The 24,978-nt window shown below is 62.0% G+C and carries 21 protein-coding genes; 9 read left to right on the top strand and 12 right to left on the bottom strand.

The window, feature by feature from the left end:
- Positions 1–13: 13 nt before the first annotated feature.
- The 3 genes from FHT76_RS11495 to FHT76_RS11485 are packed head-to-tail and all read right to left on the bottom strand — an operon-like array spanning position 14 to position 3,101.
- Positions 14–1,441 carry an FAD-binding oxidoreductase gene (locus tag FHT76_RS11495; RefSeq protein WP_259126636.1) on the bottom strand — a complete coding sequence of 476 codons (1,428 nt, stop codon included), beginning with the start codon at positions 1,439–1,441 and terminating at the stop codon, positions 14–16.
- 19 nt (positions 1,442–1,460) lie between these two features.
- Positions 1,461–2,435: an L-threonylcarbamoyladenylate synthase gene (locus FHT76_RS11490; RefSeq protein WP_259126637.1), complete on the bottom strand. Its 975-nt coding sequence runs from the start codon at positions 2,433–2,435 to the stop codon at positions 1,461–1,463.
- Positions 2,436–2,492: 57 nt separating this feature from the next.
- Complete coding sequence (locus FHT76_RS11485) at positions 2,493–3,101, bottom strand: DUF6656 family protein (protein WP_183859950.1); 609 nt, start codon at positions 3,099–3,101, stop codon at positions 2,493–2,495.
- A 415-nt stretch (positions 3,102–3,516) separates the two neighbouring features.
- Here FHT76_RS11485 and FHT76_RS11480 point away from each other — a divergent pair, with 415 nt between their 5' ends.
- A complete protein-coding gene (locus FHT76_RS11480) occupies positions 3,517–4,761 on the top strand; it encodes an aromatic ring-hydroxylating dioxygenase subunit alpha (RefSeq protein WP_259126640.1) in 1,245 nt (414 codons plus the stop codon).
- 72 nt (positions 4,762–4,833) lie between these two features.
- Here FHT76_RS11480 and FHT76_RS11475 read toward each other — a convergent pair whose 3' ends face one another.
- The gene (locus FHT76_RS11475; protein ID WP_259126642.1) at positions 4,834–5,823 is read right to left on the bottom strand and encodes a glycoside hydrolase family 25 protein; all 990 of its coding nucleotides are present in this window, start codon (positions 5,821–5,823) and stop codon (positions 4,834–4,836) included.
- A gap of 155 nt (positions 5,824–5,978) precedes the next feature.
- Between FHT76_RS11475 and FHT76_RS11470 the strand changes: the two genes are divergently transcribed.
- Positions 5,979–6,512 carry a BA14K family protein gene (locus tag FHT76_RS11470; RefSeq protein WP_259126643.1) on the top strand — a complete coding sequence of 178 codons (534 nt, stop codon included), beginning with the start codon at positions 5,979–5,981 and terminating at the stop codon, positions 6,510–6,512.
- A 52-nt stretch (positions 6,513–6,564) separates the two neighbouring features.
- On the opposite strand, the gene FHT76_RS11465 is transcribed toward FHT76_RS11470, so the two are convergent.
- Positions 6,565–7,560: a transporter gene (locus tag FHT76_RS11465; protein ID WP_183752309.1), complete on the bottom strand. Its 996-nt coding sequence runs from the start codon at positions 7,558–7,560 to the stop codon at positions 6,565–6,567.
- 215 nt (positions 7,561–7,775) lie between these two features.
- Here FHT76_RS11465 and FHT76_RS11460 point away from each other — a divergent pair, with 215 nt between their 5' ends.
- The 4 genes from FHT76_RS11460 to FHT76_RS11445 all read left to right on the top strand — a co-directional run bounded on the left by FHT76_RS11460 (position 7,776) and on the right by FHT76_RS11445 (position 14,673).
- On the top strand, positions 7,776–9,554 hold the full coding sequence (locus tag FHT76_RS11460; protein WP_183859942.1) for an acyl-CoA dehydrogenase: 1,779 nt from the start codon (positions 7,776–7,778) through the stop codon (positions 9,552–9,554).
- Positions 9,555–9,563: 9 nt separating this feature from the next.
- The gene (locus FHT76_RS11455; protein WP_259126646.1) at positions 9,564–10,316 is read left to right on the top strand and encodes a crotonase/enoyl-CoA hydratase family protein; all 753 of its coding nucleotides are present in this window, start codon (positions 9,564–9,566) and stop codon (positions 10,314–10,316) included.
- Positions 10,317–10,509: 193 nt separating this feature from the next.
- A complete protein-coding gene (locus FHT76_RS11450; RefSeq protein WP_183859938.1) occupies positions 10,510–12,597 on the top strand; it encodes a methyl-accepting chemotaxis protein in 2,088 nt (695 codons plus the stop codon).
- Between the two features lie 252 nt (positions 12,598–12,849).
- On the top strand, positions 12,850–14,673 hold the full coding sequence (locus FHT76_RS11445) for a HAMP domain-containing methyl-accepting chemotaxis protein (protein WP_183859936.1): 1,824 nt from the start codon (positions 12,850–12,852) through the stop codon (positions 14,671–14,673).
- 59 nt (positions 14,674–14,732) lie between these two features.
- On the opposite strand, the gene FHT76_RS11440 is transcribed toward FHT76_RS11445, so the two are convergent.
- Together FHT76_RS11440 and FHT76_RS11435 are read right to left on the bottom strand one after the other, a co-directional pair.
- Positions 14,733–15,983, bottom strand: a complete 1,251-nt coding sequence (locus FHT76_RS11440; RefSeq protein ID WP_259126649.1) for a class I SAM-dependent RNA methyltransferase — start codon at positions 15,981–15,983, stop codon at positions 14,733–14,735.
- Positions 15,980–16,726: a TlyA family RNA methyltransferase gene (locus FHT76_RS11435; RefSeq protein ID WP_259126652.1), complete on the bottom strand. Its 747-nt coding sequence runs from the start codon at positions 16,724–16,726 to the stop codon at positions 15,980–15,982. Before FHT76_RS11435 ends, FHT76_RS11440 begins: the two co-directional genes overlap by 4 nt.
- A gap of 284 nt (positions 16,727–17,010) precedes the next feature.
- On the opposite strand from FHT76_RS11435, the gene FHT76_RS11430 reads away from it, so the two are divergent.
- Positions 17,011–18,948, top strand: coding sequence for a methyl-accepting chemotaxis protein (locus tag FHT76_RS11430; RefSeq protein WP_259126653.1), 1,938 nt, complete (start codon positions 17,011–17,013; stop codon positions 18,946–18,948).
- Between the two features lie 196 nt (positions 18,949–19,144).
- Positions 19,145–19,543: a VOC family protein gene (locus tag FHT76_RS11425; protein WP_259126655.1), complete on the top strand. Its 399-nt coding sequence runs from the start codon at positions 19,145–19,147 to the stop codon at positions 19,541–19,543.
- Between the two features lie 48 nt (positions 19,544–19,591).
- On the opposite strand, the gene dxs is transcribed toward FHT76_RS11425, so the two are convergent.
- From dxs to FHT76_RS11405, 4 genes are all read right to left on the bottom strand, one after another.
- Positions 19,592–21,514, bottom strand: a complete 1,923-nt coding sequence (gene dxs, locus FHT76_RS11420; RefSeq protein WP_259126656.1) for a 1-deoxy-D-xylulose-5-phosphate synthase — start codon at positions 21,512–21,514, stop codon at positions 19,592–19,594.
- Positions 21,515–21,620: 106 nt separating this feature from the next.
- Positions 21,621–22,544, bottom strand: coding sequence for a pirin family protein (locus FHT76_RS11415; RefSeq protein WP_259126658.1), 924 nt, complete (start codon positions 22,542–22,544; stop codon positions 21,621–21,623).
- 120 nt (positions 22,545–22,664) lie between these two features.
- Positions 22,665–22,916 carry an exodeoxyribonuclease VII small subunit gene (locus tag FHT76_RS11410; RefSeq protein ID WP_003545921.1) on the bottom strand — a complete coding sequence of 84 codons (252 nt, stop codon included), beginning with the start codon at positions 22,914–22,916 and terminating at the stop codon, positions 22,665–22,667.
- Positions 22,917–22,918: 2 nt separating this feature from the next.
- The gene (locus FHT76_RS11405) at positions 22,919–23,854 is read right to left on the bottom strand and encodes a histone deacetylase family protein (RefSeq protein ID WP_183859924.1); all 936 of its coding nucleotides are present in this window, start codon (positions 23,852–23,854) and stop codon (positions 22,919–22,921) included.
- 159 nt (positions 23,855–24,013) lie between these two features.
- On the opposite strand from FHT76_RS11405, the gene FHT76_RS11400 reads away from it, so the two are divergent.
- Positions 24,014–24,409 carry a thioesterase family protein gene (locus tag FHT76_RS11400; protein ID WP_183859922.1) on the top strand — a complete coding sequence of 132 codons (396 nt, stop codon included), beginning with the start codon at positions 24,014–24,016 and terminating at the stop codon, positions 24,407–24,409.
- On the opposite strand, the gene FHT76_RS11395 is transcribed toward FHT76_RS11400, so the two are convergent.
- On the bottom strand, positions 24,406–24,969 hold the full coding sequence (locus FHT76_RS11395; RefSeq protein ID WP_016552984.1) for a biotin transporter BioY: 564 nt from the start codon (positions 24,967–24,969) through the stop codon (positions 24,406–24,408). The genes FHT76_RS11400 and FHT76_RS11395 overlap by 4 nt on opposite strands.
- Positions 24,970–24,978 lie beyond the last annotated feature (9 nt).

The following is a 24,978-nucleotide window of genomic DNA, read 5'->3' as shown; positions in this document are numbered from 1 at the left end:
GCAGCGACCTCCTCTAGTCGACGTTGACGACCTTTCCGGGATTCATGATGCCGGCCGGGTCGAAGGAGCGCTTGATCCTGCGCATCAGTTCCATTTCGATCGCCGGACGGATCGATGCCAGCTCATCACGTTTCAGCTGGCCGATCCCATGCTCGGCGGAAATCGATCCGCCATGTGCCAGGACGAAACCATGGACGATATGGTTCATCTCGTGCCAGCGCTCAAGGAAAGCCTGCTTGTCCGCGCCGACGGGCTGGGAAATGTTGTAATGAATATTGCCGTCGCCCATGTGGCCGAACGCGCAGATGCGGGCGCCCGGCATCGCAGCCATGACGGCTTCGCCGGCCTCATGCATGAAGGCCGGGATTGCCGAAACCGGCACGGAAACATCATGCTTGATCGATCCGCCCTCCGGCTTCTGCGCCTCCGACATGCTTTCGCGCATATGCCAGAGCGCCTTCTGCTGAGCGACGGAAGAGGAGATCGCCGCGTCTTGAACCAACCCGGCCTCGAAGCCTTGTTCGAGCAGCGCCGTCATCATCCGCTCGGCCGTCTCGGCGGAGTCGGACGTGGAAATATCGACGAGCACGTACCAGGGATGCGCCGACTCTAACGGATCGCGTACGCCCTCGATATTGCGCGCGGTGATTTCGACGCCGAAACGCGGCATGAGCTCAAAACCGGTGAGCGAGGTGCCGCAGAGGCTGGACGCAAGGTTGAAGAACGCAAGCGCATCCTCGACCGAATTGAGCCCGGCGAATGCAACCTGCTTGCCGAGCGGTTGCGGAAAGAGCCTCAGCACCGCGCCGGTGATGATGCCGAGCGTGCCTTCGGCGCCGATGAAGAGGTCGCGCAAGTCGTAGCCGGTGTTGTCCTTCTTCAGGCGGCGCAGCCCATCCCAGATCTCGCCGGTCGGCAGCACCACCTCGAGGCCGAGGCAGAGGTGGCGCATGTTGCCGTAGGCAAGCACGGCCGTGCCGCCGGCGTTGGTCGAGAGATTGCCGCCGATCCGGCACGACCCCTCGGACCCAAGCGATAGCGGAAACAACCTGCCATGCGCTTCTGCCGCCTTCTGCACCTCGGCAAGGATCGCGCCGCCATCGGCGACGAGAACGTTGGCAACCGGATCGACATCGCGAACCTTGTTCATGCGTTCGAGCGAGATGATGATATCGGACTTGCCTTCACGCGGGGTCTGGCCGCCGACGAGGCCGGTGTTGCCCGTCTGAGGCACCACCGCGGTGCCGGTTTCGCTCGCAAGCTTCAGGATTGCCGACACCTCTTCGACGGAGCCCGGCTTCAGCAGGAGAGGCGAGGAGCCATGGTAGAGGCCGCGGTTTTCGATGAGATGCGGCGCGAGATCCGCTTCGCTGCGGAGGGCATGTTTCTCGCCGACGATGGCGGTGAAACGGTCGAGAAGTTCGGGGGAAACGCTGCTCATCGAAACTCGGTCCTTCTTGTTATTCTCGTGGGGCGGCGGCCCGGCGCAGCCGGTCGTTGATGGCCTCGCCAAGTCCCTCGTCGGGAATGGTCGAGAAGGCGATCGTCACAGCGCCGCTGGCATCGGCTCTCTTCATATAGTCGAACAGGTTCGCCGCCGCTTCCGCAAGATCGCCGTCGTGGCTGAGGTTGAGAACGATCCTGGCATCATCGGCGCCGGCAACTGCGGTCTTGCCAAACGCAATCAACGCCTCGCCAGCATCGACGTGGGTTGCGTCCAGTCGGACAGTTGCACCCGGAGCGTAGTGGGACGCCAACATTCCTGGTGCCTCGATGGCTGCGGACGCTTTCCGGGATCGCAGAAGCTTTTGACCGGCCACGCGTTCGATCTCCGAGGCTGGCAAACCGCCTGGCCTGAGCAGCCTGACCTTGCCATCCTCGACCTTGACGATCGTCGACTCGACACCGACGGCGCTCGCACCGGCATCGAGGATCAGCCTGATGCGCTCGCCGAGATCGGCATCGACATGGTCGGCGCTGGTCGCGCTGATTTTGCCGGAGGTGTTGGCGCTGGGCGCTGCGAGCGGTCGCCCGAAGGCGCCGATCAGCTCGCCGGCAAAGCCCTTCGGAACGCGGATACCGACCGTTTCGAGACCTGCGGTCGCCAGGGAATGAATGGCGCTTCGGGGCTTCAGCGGCAGCACGAGCGTCAGCGGGCCGGGCCAGAAGGCTTCGGCCAGCGCGCGTGAAACCGGGTCGAACTCCGCATAGTCTTCGGCCATGGCAAGATCGGCCATATGGCAGATCAGTGGGTTGAAGCGCGGGCGGCCCTTGGTCTCGTAGATGTGGGCGATCGCCACCGGGTTTGTGGCATCGGCGGCGAGGCCGTACACCGTCTCCGTCGGGATCGCGATCGGAAACCCTTCGCTAAGCACCGCGCAACCGACCTTGATGGCCTCTTGCCTGTCCTTCGTGATGTCGATCGATCGTGCCATGCGCTGCCCGGATTGCTGTCCGGCAGTCCTTATGCTTTCCCGGCGACAGGATCAATATCAGAGCTGGCGGATGATCTCGCGCAGTTGTTCGTTGCGCGCGCCAAGTAGAAGTACGTTCTTGATGGCGACCTGCGGATCGTCGGTGCGGAAAAGTATGCCGTTGCCCCGCACCGAGCGGTCGATCGTCATCTTTTCCGGTGTGTGTTCGCCAGGCTTGATGGCGACCGCGAAGTACATGCGCGAATATTTGACATCGATCCTGTCAAAGAAATTGTCGTTGTCGCCGATGTCGGCGTAGAAATTCGCGATGTAGAAGGCCCAGCTGACCTCCTCGTAGCGGGCGAATTTCGTCCGCGACGCCGTTACGTGGCAGTAGCCGAGATGCGGGCTGTCCCGCAGCGTCCGATGGAACAGCATCTTCGGAAACTGGATCGAGCGGTGGAAGCCGTTGATATTCTGATGCGTCTTTTCGCCGGCATTCTCCAGCGTGCGGCCGGTCCTCTCGGCGACTTCGTCATGCGTGAGATAGCGCCGTTCTTCGGCGAGCCAGTGCGCCCGCGTCCGCGTGATCTTACCGGTACGCAGGAATTCCGAATGCGAAGCCGCCGGCGTCGCGTTGCGGGCATTGAGGCTATTACTGGCGTCGAAATAGCGAAGCTTCGCCATGGTAGGTATCCGCATGCGTGTCTGATGTGGCGAGGATAGGCAATCATGCTTAATGGTGTGTTAAACGCTGCCTCCATCGCGGATCGACAAGATCAGGGCCAGGTAGCTAGGTCGCAATTGCGACAGCGGTGGTAACACTACGTCGAAATCCCAAGTGTGAATTGGCTTGCGCTGATGTCGTAATTGACCTTTGTTGCCGGGAACGAGGCAAGCGGAAGCGGAATGATGCAGCCGATTCCGGGCTCCTTTGCTGCCTGTCGTCATTTTCGAAGCCGATGTCGCTTTACAACCAAGCGCAGCGGGCCGGCGGTGGTTAAATGCCCTTCAAGAAAATCTCCTGACGGAGAGGGAGCGAAGCTTCCGGCGGCTCTCGCCTTTGACCTAAGCGGCGGCCCAACTATACGAGGATGTGCAGATGGATATTCGCAACAACGTATTGCGGCAACTCAAGGCCCGCCGGGAAGGCTTCAGTCTCGAGCAGCCATTCTATATCGACGAGGATTATTTCAAGCTCGATATGGAAATGATCTATTACCGCGATTGGCTCTTCATGGGCCACGATTGCGAGCTGCCGAAAGCCGGGGCTTATTTCACGGTCCAGATCGGCCAGTATCCAGTCGTCATCGTGCGTGGACGAGACAACGTCATCCGTGCCTTCCACAACAGCTGTCGCCACCGTGGCTCGCGTGTCTGCACCAAGGAGCACGGCTCGTCCGTTCGTCTCGTGTGCCCGTATCACCAGTGGACCTACGATCTCGATGGCAAGCTCGCGTTTGCCCGTCACATGGGTGATGATTTCGACAAGACCGGTTATGGCCTGAAGCCCGTCCATTGCGAGAGCTTCGGCGGCTATATCTTCATCTGTCTCGCCGAGAACGCGCCGGACTTCCAGCCGATCCGCGACATGGTTGCGCCCTATATGCTGCCGCATCGCCTGAGCGAGGCGAAGGTCGCCTTCCAGAGCACGATCATCGAAAAGGGCAACTGGAAGCTTGTCTGGGAAAACAACCGCGAGTGCTATCACTGCGCGGCCAACCACCCCGAACTCTGCCGCACCTACCCGGAAGCGCCGAGCGTCACCGGCACGGATGGCGGCGCCGACGATCCGGAAATCGCTGGACATTGGGCACGCTGCGAGGCTGGAGGCCTGCCGAGCAAGTTCCAGATTTCTCCGGATGGCCAGTTCCGCGCGGCTCGCATGCCGTTGATCGAGGATGCCGAGAGCTACACTATGTCCGGCAAACGCGCCGTCAAGCTGCCCCTTTCGGAGGACGTGACGCTTGATCGCATCGGCACGATGCTGCTGTTTCATTATCCGACGACCTGGAACCACATTCTCGGCGACCACGCGATTTCGTTCCGGGTGCTGCCGCTCAGCGCCAACGAGACCGCGGTCACGACGAAGTGGCTTGTGCACAAGGATGCCGTCGAGGGTGTGGATTACGATCTGGCCGAACTTACCCACGTCTGGACCGAGACCAACGATCAGGATCGCCGTATCGTCGAGGAGAATGCGTTCGGCATCCACTCGCCGGCCTACGAGCCCGGCCCCTATTCGATGCTGCATGAGGGCGGCGTGATGCAGTTCCTCGAATGGTACTCGAACTTCATGGTCAATCGCCTGCAGGGCGATCAGGCGAAGCTCTCCGTCGTCGCCTGATCTGCTGAGAAAGCTACCTCCCGAGTGGCCTCGTCTCCCTGTGAGACGGGGTCTTTTTTTTGAGCGCGCGCCTCAGAAGTCGCGACGAGCTCGGACCACTTGGCTCTGTGGTATCGAAGAGCTGACGATGGGATCCGGGGCAAGAGCTGCGATGTCCATCGCCGGCCTTGCGCGCGGTTCCATCTCGATCTTGGCGAGAATGAGCGGCGGGTCGGGTTCGCGCGCCGGCAGAAGGTTGCCGCGCGCCCATATTTTTGCGAGTTCCGCCCGGCTCATCGGCGCGACGTTGACATCGATGTCGGTCAGCGTGCCCGGTACGCGATACGGACAGCGGCGCTTGCTGCAGTTCGTACCGGATGAGAACTGCCACATCAGATAGTTGTCCCAGTTGCCCATCGGGAACACACCCTTCACATCGGGCTTGTATCGCGCATACCAGATCGGCAGCCGCGCCAGCACGGGATAGTCGTTGCGGTAGGCTGCGATGTAACGGGCAGTGTTGTGGTTGGTATAGAGAACCGGGTAGCGTCCGGTTCGCGCCCTGATATGACCGGCGAATATCTGCGCGTCCTCCAACGACATGAATTTCTGAGGATCGATCCCCTCGAGGTCGAGAATCATCATCTCGTCGTCCTTGGGATCGGCGTATTCAAGGAAATGGTTGGCCTGGTCGACGGGATTTCCCGGTCGCGCAAGGTGATAGGAGCCCCAGAGAAGGCCCGCCGCCCGCGCCACAAGCCGCCGCGTCTGGAAGAGTTCGCGGCTCACCGCATATTTGCGCCACATGGTCCTGCAATGGGCCACGGTATCCCCGGCATGGTCGCCGGTGCAGGAGAAGCTCTCCGGAAGTCCGTCGGAGGCCTTCGAGATGAAGGCGGCGATGCGCTTGTCGGAGAGCAGAGAATTCCAGTCGATCGCGTTTAATTCATACGCGTCGACAACGAGCGCGTTGTTGGTGTTCTTCCAGGGAAGCGTGTCGGCAGAGGCGGCCTGCGTCGGTGCCCCCGCGGTAAGCGCTGGAACCACCAAGCGAAGCAGAAGATTTCTCCAGGATTGCCTCATGGAGTGAGCGTGATGAAAGGCGGTTAATGCCCGGTTAATCCGGGATCGCTTAAGAACGGAAAGTCGCGCCAACGTCATGAAAACCGGTCATTGGAACGTTTTCATAGCCTTCGCGTTATCGTGCGCGCGTATTCCAACCTGGAAATGGAGATTCCATGACTGGATTTTCTAAGAAGATAGCGATTGCCGTTATTTCCCTTGTCACGCTGGTAAGTGGCTATGCACCCTTGCAGGCGATGCAGATGCCAGCCTTGCCGCAGGTTGAAAAGTCCGGTGACATTCAGGACGTCCAGTATTGCCGAGGCCCGTACTGCCGCCCCGGCTATCGCCCCGGATACCGTCCGGGCTACTATCCCGGCTACCGCCCTGGCTACTATCCGGGGTACCGCCCAGCTTATCGCCCAGCCTATCGGCCTGGCTGGTACGGTGGCTACCGTGGGTATCCCTACTACCGAAACGGCTACCGTTACTACAACGGCTATTGGTTCCCGCTGGCGGCCTTCGGCGCCGGCGCTGTAATCGGTGGCGCGATCGCCTCGCAGCCGACCTATGTGGCGCCTCCGCCCGCCGCTCCACTCGCTTCGAGCCATGTCGCCTGGTGCGAAGCGCGCTATCGCTCTTATCGTGTCTACGACAATACCTTCCAGCCATACAACGGCCCGCGCCAGCAGTGCGTTTCTCCGTATTGAGTGAAGCTGGATACAACTCAAAAGCCCGGCAGCGATGCCGGGCTTTTTGCGTTCAGAGAATGCGGACGCGCTTCAGCAGCCACCATGCCAGCACGATCGAGGCGATGATCAGCGCCACTGCATATTCGGTGCCGCCGCTCCCTTCGGCAAAAGGCAGGTTGGTGGTGTTCATGCCAAAGAAACCCGTCACCAACGTCGGCGGCAGCAGGAAGGCTGTCATGATCGATAGAATGTAGAGGTGACGGTTCGTCTCGGACGACAGTTTCGAGTCGATTTCTTCATGCAGCAGGCGGGCGCGGTCTTGCAGGGCATAGATGTCGTGGTCGACCGTTTCGAGGCGGCTCGTCAACCGTCCGGCAACATCATCGAAGCCAAACGGCATTTCGTCGTCATGCGAAGCGGCGGCGCGGCGCATCAGGGCGAGCACCGTTCTCAGGTGCCGGTGTAACCGAACGACCGTGCGACGGACGGGCGCGAGCCGCAAGCGTTCGTCGCGCGGCGCTGCGTCATAGACGAAATCCTCGATGGCATTGAGCTCCTCGGTCATCTCCATCACGATCGAGATCAACGTACGCTGGAACTCGATCACCAGGGTTTCAAACAGATCGACAGGCCGTTCGAACTTCTTGGGGTTCTTCTCGACCATGACGCGAACGCGCTCGATGCTGCGCAGCGGCTGCAGCCGGGTCGTGATGATGAAGCAGTCGGAGATCGCAAAATGCAGCCAACCGAGATCGGCTGTTTCGCGATCGAACTCACGTTGGCAGTCGACGAGGGTGCCGTAGAGCATTTGTTCGTCCACGGTAATGGCCGCATGCGTATCGCGCGTGACCAACGCTGCCTTGGCATCGTCGCTTAAGCTCTCGATCGTATCGAGCAGACCGGGAACCCTGGCGTCGGCCAGGTTGAGATGCAGCCAGTAGAAGCCGCCGCCGTTCGTCAGTTCGGTCTGCGGCGCGCTGTTTGCGAGCCGCATTGCCTTGCCGCCGTCCGTCGGAAAGCGGTAGGCCCACACGAGTCCCGGGATGGTGACGGGCAAAGTATCCATTGGTGCGCCGGTCCTCTTGCGATGGCGGTATGTGTCCTTAGAGATTCTCTATGACGGCTGTTTGTGCAAGTGCGCAATACTGCCGATACCATACTCCCCGCCGGATTGTTGCCGGAAGTTTAAAATTGACGTTTACGTAAAAATCAATTAGCTCTGCCGATGGAGGTGCCGGAGGGCTTTGCGGCTCGAGGGCCTGCAATGCGAGGAGGTCAAGAATGTACAAAGCGCCTGTCGATGAGATTGCGTTCACGCTGAAGCACGTTGCCGGATTGGGGAACGCGCTCGACGCGGGTTTGCTCGGCGATCTTGGAGAGGATCTCGTCGATGCGATCCTTCATGAAGCGGGACGATTTGCCACAGATGAAGTGGCCCCGCTCGCGGAGATAGGCGACCGCCAGGGGTCGCGGCTGGTGGATGGAAAGGTCGTGACGCCGGATGGCTGGCGCGATCTCTATCGGAACTGGAGCGCCGGCGGCTGGAACGGACTGACGGCACCTGAAGAGTTTGGCGGGCAGGCGCTGCCGCACATGCTGAACGTCGCGGCGCTGGAGATGTGGAACTCCGGCTCCATGGCCTTCGCGCTCTGCCCGACGCTGACCATGGGGGCAATCGAGGCTATCAACAGCCATGGTTCCGACGAACTCAAGAATACCTATCTCGCAAAGCTTGTCTCCGGTGAATGGACCGGCACGATGAACCTGACGGAGCCGCACGCCGGCTCCGATCTCGGCGTGCTCAAGACCCGTGCCGAGCGCCGGGACGATGGTACCTACCGCATCTTCGGCCAGAAGATCTTCATCACCTGGGGCGAGCACGATGCGGCCGACAACATCGTTCATCTGGTCCTAGCCCGCCTGCCGGATGCACCAGCAGGGACGCGCGGTATCTCACTGTTCCTGGTGCCGAAGTTCCTTGTCAAACCGGACGGATCGCTTGGCGCCCGCAACGATCTCTTCGCGCACTCTTTGGAACACAAGCTCGGCATCCACGGCTCGCCGACCTGCACGATGATCTATGGCGATGGCAAGTTCGGCTCCGAGAAGGGCGCGATCGGCTGGCTGGTCGGCGAGGAGAATAAGGGCCTCGCCTGCATGTTCACGATGATGAACAACGCCCGCCTTGCCGTCGGCATGCAGGGCGTTGCCGTTGCCGAGGCAGCGACGCAGAAGGCGATCGGCTACGCCAAGGAGCGTACCCAGGGCAAGGCACCCGGGTGGACCGGTGGTGGCATGAGCCCGATCATCGAGCATCCCGATGTCGTCCGCATGCTGCTGACGATGAAGGCGCTGACCCAGGGCGCCCGGGCGATTTCCTACGCCTGTGCCCACGCCATCGACATGTCGCATCGCGCCTCCGACGGAAGGCCGCACTGGCAGGAGCGCGCTGCGCTGCTGACCCCGATCGCCAAGTCCTTCTCGACCGATGTCGGCGTCGACGTTGCCTCGCTCGGCATTCAGGTGCACGGCGGCATGGGCTTCATCGAGGAAACGGGCGCTGCGCGTTACCTGCGCGATGCCCGCATCGCGCCGATCTATGAGGGCACCAACGGCATTCAGGCAATCGATCTGGTCACCCGGAAACTGACACTCTCCAACGGCGATCAGGTCCGCGGTTTCATCGCCGAACTGAACGAGATTGCCGATCAGGTCCGCCATTCCAATCTCGAGGGCTTCGGCGCGACGGCAAACCAGCTCGATGCAGCGATAACCGACCTCGGCGAAGCGACGGACTGGCTGTTGGCGAAGGTTGGCGATGGCAAGACGACTGAGGCGTTAGCCGGCGCGACACCCTATCAGCGTCTCTTCGGCCTCGTCCTGACCGGCTGCTACCTTGCCAAGGGCGGGCTCGCACCGGCGCAGGATGGTGGCGCCGAGCGGCGGATCGCGCTCTGCCGCTTTGCTGCGGAAAATCTTCTTTCGGAAGTTACGGCGCTGAAGGACTGCGTCACCAACGGCGCCGCAAGTCTCGCAGCCGCCAAAATCATTCTTGCCTGAGGAACCATCATGACAGAGCACGTCATCGTCGAGCAGGATGCGGGGCATCCCGGCATCCAGATCATCCGTTTCAACCGGCCGGAAAAGAAGAATGCCATCACCCGGGCGATGTATCGAAAGATGGCGGATGCGCTGAGCGCAGCCAATGGCGACACAGGAATTCGCGCGACGGTCTTCCTTGGCACCGAAGGCTGCTTCTCCGCCGGCAACGATCTCGGTGATTTCCTGGCTGCTGCAATGGGTGGGGCCATGCCGCGGGAGATCGTCGAGTTTCTCTATGCCATGGTCCGCTCGGAAAAGCCGATCGTCTCCGGCGTGGACGGCCTGGCGATCGGGATCGGCACGACGATGCACATGCATTGCGACCTGACCGTCGCCTCTGCGCGCAGCCAATTTCGCACGCCGTTCGTCGATCTCGCTCTTGTCCCGGAAGCAGCGTCCGGCCTGCTTGCGCCGCGCATCATGGGACAGCAGCGTGCCTTTGCGCTTCTGGCTCTCGGCGAAGGCTTCTCCGGCGAGGAAGCGCGGGAAGCCGGACTCGTCTGGAGGCTCTGCGCGACCGATGAAGTCGAAACCACGACGCTGGCGACCGCTGCAAAGCTTGCAGCCAAGCCGCCCGAGGCACTGAAGATCGCCCGCGACCTGATCCGCGGCGACCTGGAGGAAATCATCGCCCGCATCGACGATGAGGCACGCCACTTCTTCGAACGCCTGCACAGCGCCGAAGCGAGGGCGGCCTTCGAAGCCTTCATGCGGCGTTGACGGGGAAAAATTCGAATTCCGTAGAATTTTAAGTCAGTTTTAAATGCCCCTCTAATATTAGGGGCTTGACGGCGCGCCGATGTCGCGGTCGTCCGGGCGCATGAGGCGCTTTGTTCAGCTTTGCCCATAGCCTGCGCATCGAGCAGCCCGCGTTCGTCAAACACGGCGCGGACCGCTCACGAAAGGAAAATCCTTGAAAAAGAAGACGAATCTGATGACGCGCATCCTCGTTGCCGCGTCTGCCGTTGTCCTCGTGGCGTTTGCCGCCTTTTCCTATTACATCAATTCCGTCGAGCAAAGCACCGCGACGGCGGCAATCGAAGCCAATATCAACTCTTCGGGCGAGCAGGCTGCGCACAGCCTGGCCAACTGGATGAACGGCCGCGTGACGCTGACCGCCATGGTGGCCAACGCCATCGGTCGCGCCGCCGATCAGGAGGGCGTCGAAACCGTGCTCCAGAACGATGTTCTGACCAGCCAGTTCGTCAGTACCTATTTCGGTGACGAGCAGGGCGTCTTCACCATGTGGCCGAAGCTGCCGATGCCGGACGGCTATGATCCGCGCAAGCGCCCCTGGTATCAGGATGCAGTCAAAGCCAACGCCAGCGTCATGACCGAACCCTACGTGGATGCCTCGAGCGGCGATCTCATCATCAGCTCGGCAGTTCCCGTCAGCCGCGGTGGCAAGCTGGCCGGCGTCGTCGGCAGCGACTTCTCGCTGAAGACCATGGTCGACATGATCAAGGAGATCGACCTTGGCGGCAAAGGCACCGCCTTCCTTGTCAACAAGAGCGGGCAGATCCTGATTCATCCGGATGCGAAGCTGGTGACGAAAACGCTCGCCGACGCGTTCCCGGCCGAGACCCCGGCGATCAAGTCGGGTCTTGTCCCGACCCAGTTCGCCGGCAAGGACGTGCTCGTCAGCTTCATGCCCGTTGCCGGTCTTCCGTCGGTCGAATGGTATCTCGGCTTCGTTGTCGACAGCGACGCTGCCTTCGCCTCGCTGAACGAGTTCCGCATTGCCGCAACCGTTGCCACTATCCTTGCCGTCGGTCTGATGATCGCAGCGATGGCCTGGTTGCTGCACGGCCTGGTGATCCGGCCAGTCACCGACATGACCGCCGCGATGCAGAAGCTTGCCGCAGGCGACCTGTCGGTTACGATTCCGGGCGAGCAGCGCCGCGACCAGATCGGCTCGATGGCCGAAGCTGTTGCGGTCTTCAAGAACAACGCGACCGACCGCGAACGTCTCGAAGGGGAGGCGGAAACCGGCCGCGCCCTCACCGAGCGTGAGCGTCTGGACCGCGAGCAGCAGAAGAACCGCGAGGCCACCGAAATCCGTCACGCCGTCGATGCGCTTGCAAGCGCTCTGGGGGCATTGTCGGAAGGCAATCTCGGCCATCGCATCGACACGCCGTTCGCGTCGCATCTCGACCGTCTTCGCACTGACTTCAACAGCGCCGTCACCAAGCTCCACGGTGCCCTGCATGCGGTCGGCAACAACGCTCATGCCATCGACGCCGGCGCAAGCGAGATCCGCATCGCAGCGGATGGTCTTGCCCGCCGTACCGAGCAGCAGGCAGCCTCGGTCGAGGAAACGGCCGCGGCGCTCGAGGAGATCACCACGACCGTCAAGGACACGGCGCGTCGCGCCGAGGAAGCCGGCAATCTCGTCTCGCGCACCCGCAACGGCGCCGAAGAGTCCGGCAACATCGTCCGCAAGGCCGTGTCGGCAATGACCGAAATCGAACAGTCGTCGCAGAAGATCGCCAACATCATCGGCGTCATCGACGATATCGCTTTCCAGACCAACCTGCTGGCGCTCAACGCCGGCGTCGAGGCGGCACGCGCCGGCGAAGCTGGCAAGGGCTTTGCCGTTGTTGCTCAGGAAGTGCGCGAGCTGGCACAGCGCTCGGCGCAGGCTGCGAAGGAAATCGAGAGCCTGATCACCGCCTCGAACTCGCAGGTTCGCTCGGGCGTCACCCTCGTCGGCGACACCGGCAAGGCGTTGGAAGCGATCGTCGGTCAGGTTCAGGAGATCAGTCGCCACGTCGATGCGATCGTGACTGCAACCCGCGAGCAGTCGACCGGGCTGGCCGAGATCAACACGGCCGTCAATACCATGGACCAGGGCACGCAGCAGAACGCCGCCATGGTCGAGGAGCAGACGGCGGCAAGTCACGGACTGGCGCAGGAGGCGGCAAAGCTGATGCAGCTTCTCAGCCAGTTCAATCTGCAGACTGCGTCTCAAGGCATGGCGTACAGCCGTCACGCCGCCTGATCGGCATCGAACAGCATCACGGAAACGCCCGCGCTCGTCGCGGGCGTTTTCGTTTGTGACGCACCGATCTCCAGTTGCTTAAAAAATAATACTTTTAATCAAATTTTACGGATGTTCGTCTTTAGTGACATGCAATGCATGACGCAGGCCGGACATCGTCCGGATACCCTCCGCAACAACCATCGGGACGAAAGCGCACCGGCGATCCATGCGATCGGCCGTGCCATGTCCTCCGTCGCATGAGATAGCCGCATGTCCAAACTGAAGATCAAAACGCTCCTTCCGCTTCTCTTTCTGTCTCTCGTTGTCATTGCGCTGGTGCAAGGTGCGATCGCGGCCTTCTCGCTGACCAATCTCGAAGCCAACACTCGGCAGATCGGCGCGCAGAACATTCCGAACACCGAGCGGCTCTATGCGATCGTCACGACGCTGAACGACGTTCGCCGCAGCTATGCCGACTATCTGCTCGCGACAGGCAAGACGGACTTCCGCAACGCTGAGACGACACTCAAGACCCGTCGCCAGCGTCTCAACACCGCAATCGAAGCCTTCGACAAGCAGCCGAAGAGCGACTACATGAGCCAGAACTTTGGCCGTCTGCAGAAGGCGCTCGCCAACGACGCAGCACTTGCCGACAAGATCATTGCGCTCGCGCTCGACAACAAGCGCAGCCTGGCAAACAGCATCTATCGCGGCGAACTTTCGATGTCTGCCAACAACATCCAGACCCTCGTCGATGGAATGCTGGCCAAGGACCGGCAGTCGACCGATGCGGCGCTCTTAGCCGCATCAGGCAACTACAGTGCAGGCATCCTGTCGATCGTCGGCGGCCTGGCCGTCGCCCTGGCCGTCGCCGTCGCCGCCGCCTTCCTTGCATGGAAGCGTATCTCGCAGCCGATCTCGACGATCGCCGTTCGCATGGCCCGTCTCGCCGATGGCGAGCTCGACGCTGCCGTCCCCTACGCGGGTCGCAAGGATGAGATCGGCGACATGGCCGCGGCCGTCGCCGTCTTCCGCGACAACTCCTTCGCGCGTCTCGATCTCGAGCGCAATGCCGAGCACAACCGCGAACAGGCGCAGCAGGAGCGCTCGCGCAACGAAGCCTCGAAGGCCCGCGAAGCCGCCGAGATCCAGCAGGCCGTCGCAGCTCTTGCGGATGCATTGGGCGCTCTCTCGGAAGGTGATCTGACGCGAACGATCGAGACGCCGTTTGCGGATCACCTCGATCGACTGCGGAGCGACTTCAACGCCTCCGTCGCCAAACTGCGCGCCGTCCTGCAGGAAGTCGGCGATAACGCGCACGCGATCGACGCGGGCGCCGGAGAAATCCGCACCGCGGCCGATGGGCTCGCCCGCCGCACCGAGCAGCAGGCCGCCTCTATCGAGGAGACGGCAGCAGCGCTGGAAGAGATCACCACCACGGTCAAGGACACCGCGCGTCGCGCCGAGGAAGCCGGTACGCTGGTCAGCCGCACCCGCAACGGCGCCGAGGAATCCGGCAACATCGTTCGCAAGGCCGTTTCGGCAATGACGGAGATCGAGCAGTCTTCGCAGAAGATCGCAAACATCATCGGCGTGATCGATGACATCGCCTTCCAGACCAACCTGCTGGCGCTGAACGCCGGCGTCGAGGCCGCCCGCGCTGGCGAGGCCGGCAAGGGCTTTGCCGTCGTCGCTCAGGAAGTCCGTGAATTGGCGCAACGCTCGGCCCAGGCCGCAAAGGAGATCGAAAGCCTGATCACCGCCTCGAACAGCCAGGTCCGCTCCGGCGTCACCCTGGTCGGCGACACCGGCAAGGCGTTGGAGGCGATCGTCGGTCAGGTGCAGGAGATCAGCCGCCACGTCGATGCGATCGTGACAGCAACCCGCGAGCAGTCGACCGGGCTCGCCGAGATCAACACCGCCGTCAACACGATGGATCAGGGCACGCAGCAGAATGCTGCGATGGTCGAGGAGCAGACGGCAGCAAGTCACGGACTGGCGCAGGAAGCCGCCAAGCTGATGCAGCTTCTCAGCCAGTTCAATCTGCAGGCTGCATCCTACGGTACGGGATCATCAGGCCGTTACGCCGCCTGATCGAGGCGGATACGGTACAGTCGAGAACGCCCGCTGGTCGCGGGCGTTTTTTGTTGCGCTTACTTCTCCAGCGTCGCCACGACCTCGACATGCGGCGTCCACAGGAACTGGTCGATCGGCGTCACGCTGGTGATGCGATAGCCGCCTTCGACGAGCAAGGCGAGGTCGCGGGCAAGCGTCAGCGGATTGCAGCTGACAGCGACCACTTTCTTGACCGCCGAGCGCGCCAATTCCTTGCACTGGAACTCGGCGCCGGCGCGCGGCGGGTCGAACACCACCGCGTCGTACGCCTTCAGTTCGGATGTCATCAGCGGTCGACGGAAAAGGTCTCGCCTTTCGACGCTGACGGGCTTCAGGCCCTGCGTGTTGCGGGCGGCATGATCGAGTGCCGCCAGTGGCTTGTCCTCGCTTTCGACTGCATGCACGCGGCCGACACGGGCAAGGCGGAGCGAAAACGTGCCGGCGCCCGCAAAGAGATCAGCGATCCGTTTCGCCTTGCCGACATGCGCGATAACCAGCTCGGCCATCGCTTCTTCCGCCGGCTTGGTCGCCTGCGTGAAGCTGGCGGGCGGCGGCACGACGTTGACGCCGCCGAAATCGACAACCGGCTTCGTCGGCTCGACGAGGATTTCGCCATTCAGCGAAACGCGGGCGATGCCGCGCATGGAAAGCACGGTCTCGATCGCCTTGCGACGCTGCTGGTCGGAGAGTTTCCTGATGCCGTCGGCGGCAAGATCGAGGCCCGACAGGGTCTCCAATACGGTGATGCGGAATGCCTCGGCGCTATTGGCAAGTGCCGCCCCAATTGCCTTGATCGCCGGCAGCCTGGCCATGATGCCCGCCGACGAGATGGGACATTCCTCGATGGCGACGATGTGGTGGCTCTCGGCCTGATTGAAGCCGATGAGCATGTCCTTCTCTGTCCGCCGTGCGGCAAACACAACGCGCCGCCGTTCGCCTGGATGAGCGGCAATGAGGTCACCGACCTCAGGCGCCAGCCCCTTCGATTTCAACGCATCGACGACCAGCTGGCGCTTGAAGCTGCGGTAGGCCGCATCGTTCATGTGCTGCAGGCTGCAGCCGCCGCAGGTGCCGTTGACGCCATCCGGTCCGAAATGCCGGCAGAGAGGATCCTGGCGTTCCGGGGATGGCGTGGTGATCGAGATCAGCGTGCCCTGGCTCTTGACCCGCGCGATGGCGACGGTCTCGCCCGGCAGGGTGAATGGCACATAGACCGGGCCGCCATCCGCGTGCACGATGCCGTCGCCTTGGGCGCCGAGCTTTTCAATCGTAACTGTTTGCGTGCTCAAGGTTTCGTTCCTGCGAGTAGATATTCCTGGTTTCCGTCGCCGCCAGCGATCGGGGAGGGGATGAGGCCGAGGCTCGTCCAGCCCATGTCCTCGACGAACCAGCGCTCCAGTTCAGCCGCGACATCGGGCGCGGACGACGGATCCTTGAGAAGGCCGCCCTTGCCGATCGCGTCGCGGCCGGCTTCGAACTGCGGCTTGACGAGGAGAACGGCAACCGCTCCCGTCCCGGCAAGATCAAGCGCCGGCGCGAGCGCCAGCTTCAGCGAGATGAAGGAGACGTCTGACACAATGAAGGTGATCGGGTGTCCGATGTCCTCTTCCGTCAGATTGCGTGCATTCAGGCCCTCGATGTTGGTCACGCGAGGATCGCCGGAGATACGCGGATGCATCTGCCCGTGGCCGACATCGATCGCCGTGACATCTGTTGCGCCGTTCTGCAGCAGGACCTCGGTAAAGCCACCCGTCGACGCGCCGACATCGAGACAACGGTGCCCCGAAGGATCGAGCTTGAAGTGGTCGAGTGCCGCGGCAAGCTTCAGGGCCGCGCGCGAGACATAGTCCTGCGCCGGGTCATCGATCTCGATGACGGCATCATCGGCGAATAGCGCACCGGCTTTCGTCACCACCTTGCCGTCGATTTTCACGGTACCGCGTTGCACCGCATCCCGTGCACGGGAGCGGCTGGCGAAAAGGCCGAGGCTGACCAGCAACTGGTCCAGGCGTTGTGTATCTTGATCGGGCATGGCGCAGTCCATGACCGGCAAAGCCATCCGTTGCAAGCCTTTTGTTGAGATCGCCGACACCGCTGGATGAACCGGCGCCGCTCCGCGACGTGCTGCGCCGCACAAATTTTTAAATAAATCGAAAGTCTTGCCGCCTATGGTTCGGCTGATTGCAGCGGCTCCTGGCCGCTTTTGCCATGATGGCCCTCAATCCGATCTGCCGATCATGTTCGCCGAATTACCAAGGTATGCCCTCCGCATGCCCTGGCTTTGCCATGCCTGTGCGCTTCAAGAGAGATTGATTGATGTTGGCCAAGAACATGTCCCTGAACGGTAAGCTCGCCGCGACTTTCGCCGCGCTGATCCTTATCTTTCTGTCCGTTTCCAGCTTTGTTTACTTCAAGGCGGATGTCGTTGCCGAAGCTGCTGTACAGCAGAAGAAGTCGGAGCTGCTCGTCAACCAGATCGACGACGCGCTTCAGGCGATGCTTGAGCAGGCCGTCAATCTCCGCGGATTCCTGCTGTTTCGCAGCGACAGCACCTATGGCGATATTTTCGCGAACCGCGAGCGCATGCTGAAGGCGATTGATGCGGCAAGGACGACGGCTGCCGGTAACAGCGATTTCGTCGCGCAGATCGACGCCATGCAGAAGGCCGCAGATCTCTATTTCCATCAGCTTGCCGAGCCGCAGTCGAAGGCTCGCAAGGAAACCGATATGCCCATCGACCAGATCGTCAAGATCGGCGTCAACGAAACCAAGGGTCAGCTCGACGGCTTCCGTCAGGCCTCCGCCAAGATCAAGGCGGCCGCACGCGACGAATCGAATGCGCTTGCCGAAAGCAAGGCGCAGGCGAGCCGGGCGCTGAACATCAGCCTGTTCACCGGCGGCATCGCCGCTGCCGCTGCCGCCGTCCTGCTTGCCTGGATGCTGTCGCGTAGCATCGTTCGCCCGATCGTCGGCATGACCTCCGCCATGGGCCGTCTGGCGGGTGGCCAGCACGACATCGACGTCCCGGCGCTCGACCGCCAGGACGAAGTCGGCCGCATGGCCCAGTCGGTTCTTGTCTTCAAGGATGCGGCGATCGAGAAGTTGCGCCTTTCGGGCGAAACCGATCGCATGCGCAGCGATGCCGAGCGCCAGCGCCAGATGAGCGACGAGCAGAAGGCACGCGAGGAAGCGGAACTCCGCTTCGCCATCGAAGGCCTCGCAGGCGGTCTGTCCGACCTCGCCAACGGCAATGTCGCCGTCCGCATCACGACGCCCTTCGCATCGCAGTTCGATCGTCTCCGCAACGACTTCAACAACGCCGTCGAGAAGCTGCAGGCTGCCCTTCAGTCGGTTGGCCGCAATGCGTCCGCCATCAATGCCGGCGCCGGTGAAATCCGCTCCGCTGCCGATGATCTCGCCCGCCGCACCGAGCAGCAGGCCGCGGCCGTCGAGGAAACGGCGGCGGCGCTCGAGGAAGTCACCACCACCGTTCGCGACTCCGCCAAGCGCGCCGAGGATGTCGGTCAGCTGGTCGAGCGCACGCGCCTCGGTGCCGAAAAGTCCGGCGATGTCGTCCGCAAGGCCGTTGCCGCCATGCAGGAGATCGAGAAGTCGTCTGACGCGATCAGCAACATCATCGGCGTGATCGACGATATCGCTTTCCAGACCAACCTGCTCGCCTTGAACGCTGGCGTCGAAGCCGCGCGTGCGGGCGAAGCAGGCAAGGGCTTTGCCGTCGTCGCGCAGGAAGTGCGCGAGCTCGCGCAGCGCTCGGCAAATGCCGCCAAGGAGATCAAGTCGCTGATCAACACCTCGGGCACGCAGGTCAATTCAGGCGTTTCGCTCGTCGATGAAACCGGCAAGGCGCTCGCCGAAATCGTCGGTGCCGTGCAGGAGATCAACAAGCACGTCAGCGCCATCGTCACCGCAACGCGCGAACAGTCGGTCGGCCTGCAGGAGATCAACACCGCCGTCAACAACATGGACCAGGGCACGCAGCAGAATGCGGCCATGGTCGAGGAACAGACGGCGGCCAGCCACTCGTTGGCGCAGGAAGCAGCTGCTCTCGACGATCTGCTCGGCCAGTTCAATCTCGGTCATGCCCGTGCCGAGGCACCAAGGGCAACCGTCGCCAGCCCCGCGTCGCATCCCGTAGCCTCTCCGGCGCGCGCGCTGACCCGTACGGTTGCCAAGGCGTTCGGCGGCAAGGCTGCAACGGCTGCTGCGGTTCAGGAAGACTGGACGGAGTTCTGAGCCTGAAGAAAAGGAAGAGCTCCGTTTCCGGATAGCCACTTACTGGAATGTGGAAATCGGTACCGGGGAGAAAAGTGAAACGCTCGCAGCAAGCCACTGCGAGCGTTTTTCGTTTCCGAAGATATTTCGTAGGTTTAAGCGGAGGCTTGTTCTACGGTGCGACGAGCAATGCCCGGCCATAGGAGATTGCGAATACATGCTTCATCACATCTCTTTCGGCGTCTCAAACATCGAGCGTTCAGCCGCCTTCTATGACGCTGCTCTTGCTCCCCTCGGTTATACGCGCGTTTGGGAAGATCTGAGGCCCGGAGAAGCAGATCAGGCGGTCGGCTACGGAATTGCGGGCGGCGGCGATAAGTTTGCGATCAAATTATACCCGGAGGGACAGAGCTCCCCTGGTCGCGGCTTTCATTTGGCCTTCGCCTCCACGAGCAGACGAGCCGTCGCCAAGTTTCATGAGGCCGCGATCGCGCACGGAGGCATCGATAACGGGCCGCCTGGTCTTCGTGCCCACTATGGACCGCACTATTTCGCGGCCTTCGTGGTCGACCCGGACGGTCACCATATCGAAGCCGTTTTCAATTCTCCCGACTAGTCGCGAGAAAAGTCAAAGGGCTGTGGGAGCTCGCGCTTCTCCGCCGGACTAGCCGGCGGCGCCGACGCCGAAGGCTGCAGGGCGCCCAAGCACCCGGAAGACCGTCGAGACGATCCCGGCGCGGTCAAGACCTGCATGGGCGTTCATCACCTCGGGCTTTGCCTGCTCCATCCAGAGATCGGGCATGACAAGCGAGCGGATCTTCAATCCGTTGTCCAGCAGGCCGTCCGTAGACAGGAACTGCATGACCTGGCTGCCGAAGCCGCCGACGGACCCTTCCTCGACCGTGATCAGGATTTCGTGGTGGCGGGCAAGCTGACGGATCAGGTCGTGATCCAGCGGCTTGGCGAAACGTGCATCGGCAACTGTCGTCGAAAGACCGGCTGCATCCAGATCCTCGGCGGCAAGCAAACAGTCAGCCAGCCGCGTGCCGAACGAAAGCAAAGCGACCTTAGCGCCTTCCTTGACGACACGGCCCTTGCCGATCTGCAGGATCTCGCCGCGGACAGGCATTTCGATACCGACGCCTTCGCCGCGCGGGTAACGGAACGAGATCGGACCGGCATCGTAGGCGGCGGCGGTCCGCACCATATGCTTCAGTTCGGCCTCATCGGACGCTGCCATGACGACGAAGCCGGGCAGGGTGGCGAGGAATGCCGTATCGAAGGAGCCCGCATGCGTCGGGCCATCGGCGCCGACAAAACCGGCGCGATCGATCGGGAAGCGAACCGGCAGGCCCTGGATCGCCACGTCGTGGACAACCTGGTCATAGGCGCGCTGCAGGAAGGTCGAGTAGAGCGCGGCAAACGGCTTGAAGCCTTCGGTGGCAAGGCCGGCCGCGAACGTCACAGCATGCTGCTCGGCGATGCCGACATCGAAGCACCGCGACGGGAAGACGCTTGCGAGCTTGTCGAGGCCGGTGCCATTCGGCATGGCGGCGGTAACGCCGACGATCTTGTCGTCGAGCTCGGCCTCCTGCACCAGCGCCTCGGCGAAAACGCTCGTGTAGCTCGGCGCATTCGGCTTCACCTTCGCCTGCGCGCCGGTGATGACGTCGAACTTGTTGACGCCGTGATACTTGTCGGCGGCCGCTTCGGCAGGCGCGTAGCCCTTGCCCTTCTGCGTCACGACATGGATCAGCACCGGGCCGTTGGCGTGGTCGCGCACATTGCGCAGCACCGGCAGCAGGTGTTCGAAGGAGTGTCCGTCGATCGGGCCGATGTGGTAGAAACCCATCTCCTCGAACATTGTCCCGCCGGTCACATAGCCCCGCGCGTGCTCGACGGCGCGGGTGATGGCGCGGTCGACATTCTTGCCGAGATAGGCCGTCAGCTTCTTGCCGAAATCGCGGAAGCCCATGTAGGTGCGCCCGGATGCAAGGCGCGCGAGATAGGCACTCATCGCACCCGTCGGCGGCGCGATCGACATGTCGTTGTCGTTGAGGATGACGATCAGCCGGGCATCGAGCGCGCCGGCATTGTTCAGGGCTTCATAGGCCATGCCGGCCGACATCGCGCCGTCGCCGATGACGGCGATGACACGGCGGTCCGTCTTGTCGAGGTCGGAGGCAACCGCCATGCCGAGGCCGGCGGAGATCGACGTCGAGGAGTGGGCGGCGCCAAAGGGGTCGTATTCGCTTTCGGCGCGACGCGTGAAGCCGGAAAGGCCGTTCTCCTGGCGCAGCGTGCGGATCCGGTCACGACGACCGGTAAGGATCTTGTGCGGATAGCACTGATGCCCGACGTCGAAGATCAGCCGATCTTCGGGCGTGTTGAAGACGTTGTGGATGGCGATCGTCAGTTCGACAACACCGAGGCCGGCGCCCAGATGCCCGCCGGTCTTCGATACCGCATCGATCATCTCGTCGCGAACCTCGCGCGCAAGCTGCGGCAGGTCGCGATCCTCCAGCTTTCGGAGGTCGGCCGGATAGGTAACCTTGTCCAGCAGCGGCGTCTTCGGCGGTTGTGTCACGGGTGGGCGCTCTTTCTTGTCTTTCTTGGGCGGGATGCCTTTAAGCCATAAATTGCGGTGAAAAAAGTCGATTTCAAGAACGGCTGTACCTCCTTTCTAGAGGAGATCAGCCTTCGGGCAAAGGTATGAATTCTTCTTCGTCCCCCGGAACGATGTCGAACTTGCCGGTCCGCCACTCTTCCTTTGCCTTTTCGATGCGCTCTTTCGAGGAGGAAACGAAGTTCCACCAGATGTAGCGTTTCGAGTTCAGCGCCGCTCCACCAAACAGCATGAGATGACAGCCCTGGTTGCCCGCTTCGAGCGTGATCTGGTCGCCTGGACGGAAGACGAGCAGCTGGTCGGCAGAAAACCTGTCGCCCGATATCACCACTTCGCCTGAGAGCACGTAAGCCGCGCGCTCCTCATGATCAGCCGCAAAGGGAAATTTCACGCCGGGTTCGAGGCTGATGTCGACATAGAGCGTGTCCGAGAAGACCTTCACCGGCGAGGACAAGCCCCCGAACGACCCGATGACGACGCGTCCGCGCATGCCACGCTCGTCGATGATAGGCATGTCGGTCTTTTCGGTGTGCGTAAAGGAAGGATCGATCTCCTCCTTGTCATCGGGCAGCGCCAGCCATGTCTGCAGGCCCGACATCAGCAGCGGATGGCCGCGCAGATTGTCAGGCGTGCGCTCCGAATGGACGATGCCGCGTCCAGCGGTCATCAGGTTGATGTCGCCGGGCCGGATGACCTTCTCGGTGCCGAGGCTATCCAGGTGCCGGATCTCGCCGTCGAACAGGTAGGTGACCGTCGAAAGCCCGATGTGCGGATGCGGCCGCACATCCAGCGCCTCGTTCGGCTTCAGGATCGCCGGTCCCATGCGGTCGAAGAAGATGAATGGTCCGACCAGACGGCGCTCGCGCGTGGGCAGCGCCCGCCGCACCTGAAACCCACCAAGGTCGCTGGTGCGGGGAATGATAAGGTTTTCGATCGCGTCGCAGGCGAAGGCATCGCCGGGCAGGGGGTCTTTACCGGGGAAGAAGGACATCGCAGGTCTCCGATGAGCGTTCGTTCTACGCTAGCCCCATTGACGATCGCGGACTAGGAAAACTTGTCGCCCGAAAGGCGACGCTCCGTTCAGAATGATGACGATTTCAGTTGCGTCTGCTTACGCTCCGTCCAGCGGCTCTACGCCCTGCGGTTTGCCAGCGCGATCGAGGCGGATCTTCTCGATACGGTTTTCAGCGGCCGACAGCAGCGTTTCGCAATGCTTCTTCAGCGCTTCGCCACGCTCGTAGATCTCGATGGATTCGTCCAGCGCCACGTCGCCGCGTTCCAGCCGGGCAACGATGCTTTCGAGTTCGGCAACGGCCTTCTCGAAGGAAAGACCGGAAACTTCCGGCTTGGCGCTGTCAGTCATACTCAACCCTTCATCATTCTGAGAATATGCAGGCCGGCCGATTCGGCGAGGCCTTCGAGATCATAGCCACCTTCGAGCAGACTGACGACCCGGTTGCCGGCACTTTTGTCCGCGACCTCGAGCAAGCGCCCGGTTGCCCAGTCGAAATCCTCGCCAACGAGGTTGATCTGCGCCAAGGGATCGCGGTGATGCGCATCGAAGCCGGCGGAGATGATGATCAGATCCGGCCGGAAATCGAACAGCGCCGGCAGCACCCGCGACTTGAACGCTTCGCGAAAATGGTCGCTGCCGACATTGGGCGACAACGGCGCGTTGACGATCGTCCCGTGCTTGCCGCTTTCGTCCTTCGCTCCGGTGCCGGGGTAGAGCGGCATCTGATGCGTCGAGCAGAAGAGCACGGAAGGGTCGTCCCAAAAGATGTCCTGCGTACCGTTGCCGTGATGAACGTCCCAGTCGACGATCGCCACACGCTCGGCGCCATGTGTTTTTTGCGCATGGCGGGCAGCGATCGCGGCATTGTTGAAGAAACAAAAGCCCATCGCCGTTGACTTTTCGGCATGGTGGCCGGGCGGGCGCGCTGCAACGAAGACGTTGTCGGCCTTGCCAGTGAAGACGTCATCGACCGCAGCCATGGCGCCGCCGATCCCCGTAAGCGCCGCCTCAAAGCTCTTTCTGCTGGCGTAGGTATCGGCTTCAAGCTGATTGATCTCGCCATCCTCCTCCGGCACCTGGCGCAGCACCGATAGCAGGTGTTCTTCGGGATGAGCGAGCAGCACGGCTTCTTCTGCCGCCTGTGGTGCGCGCTTGCGGTCAAGCCCCGCGAAGTTCGGATGTTCAAGAGCCACGTTGATCGCCCGCAAACGGTCGGACCGCTCGGGGTGGCCGGCGGGCGTCACGTGTTCCAGGAAGATCGGGTGCTCGTAAAGGCGGGTGGTCATGGGATCACTCTATCTATCCGTCCCGTCATGATCCACAGCAGATGGGGCTCGAGCCGGCGATTTCAACAAGCGCATAAGAGGATCGTTACGCGCACCTCCGTTTACTTCAACCGGTCCCGGGGCTAGTGTTCGATGAGGGGAAATTTGGCAGAAAGATCAATGAACGACGTTGTGCGCTCTGTGCAAATGAATGTGCCGTTTCGTGATGTGGACATGAACGGCCAGATGTTTCTGGGTTCCTATATTTCTCACGCGGAATCGGTGCTGGCGACCTTCTGGTTGCTGCGGCCGTCGCTGCAGGACGAACCACTCTACATTGCCAGCAAGGTGACCTGCATCCTGCACCGGCCGCTGCACTATGACGAGAGGGTCGTGTTCACCGCCTCGGTCGACAAGATCGGTGTTCGTTCGGTCGGCTTCATTATCGCAGCCGACGCGCTCGGCGAGCGCGCCGCCGAGGTCGAAATCATCTGGCAGGCGCGCTCACGCGAAGATCGTTCGCCAGTCCCGCTTCCCGAAGTGACGCGCGACTGGCTTTATGGCTTCGTCGATTAGCTGCGTACTGGTAGCAAGGGATAGCCGACCATGACGGCACGGCCGACAAGCGCCGCAACAAACGCCTTGACCACGTCACCGGGGATGAACGCCATCGAGCCGAGGAAGGCCTTGGAGAGACCAAGCTGGGCGGCGAACGCCAGGTAGACGATGCCGCAGGCGTAGAGAACGACTATGCCGCCGATCATGGCGGCGAGGAAGAAACCGACCGTCTGCACGAGCGCCGATTGCTCCGACTTTACCAGTCGCTCGCTGAGATAACCGGTAACGAAAGCTGCCAGCACCCAGCCGATCAGGAAGCCGGTGGTTGGGGCTGCAAAGGCCGCAAGCCCGCCACGACCGCCGGAAAGCACCGGCAGACCGATGGCGACAAGCACGAGAACGATGAGAACGGCGATCGTGCCACGGCGCGCGCCGAGCACGACACCGGCCATCATGACGCCGAGCGACTGCGCCGTAATCGGCACTGGAATGAAGCCGAGCGTGATCGGCGGCAGAATGCCGAGCGCGACGATGATAGCCGCGAAGAGGGCGGAGAGAACGAGGTCGCGAGTGCTCATGCAGGGCTC

The organism is Rhizobium sp. BK176, from assembly GCF_024808055.1.
Note: the sequence above shows the minus strand (reverse complement) of the source record. Positions and strands in the feature narration are given on the sequence as shown.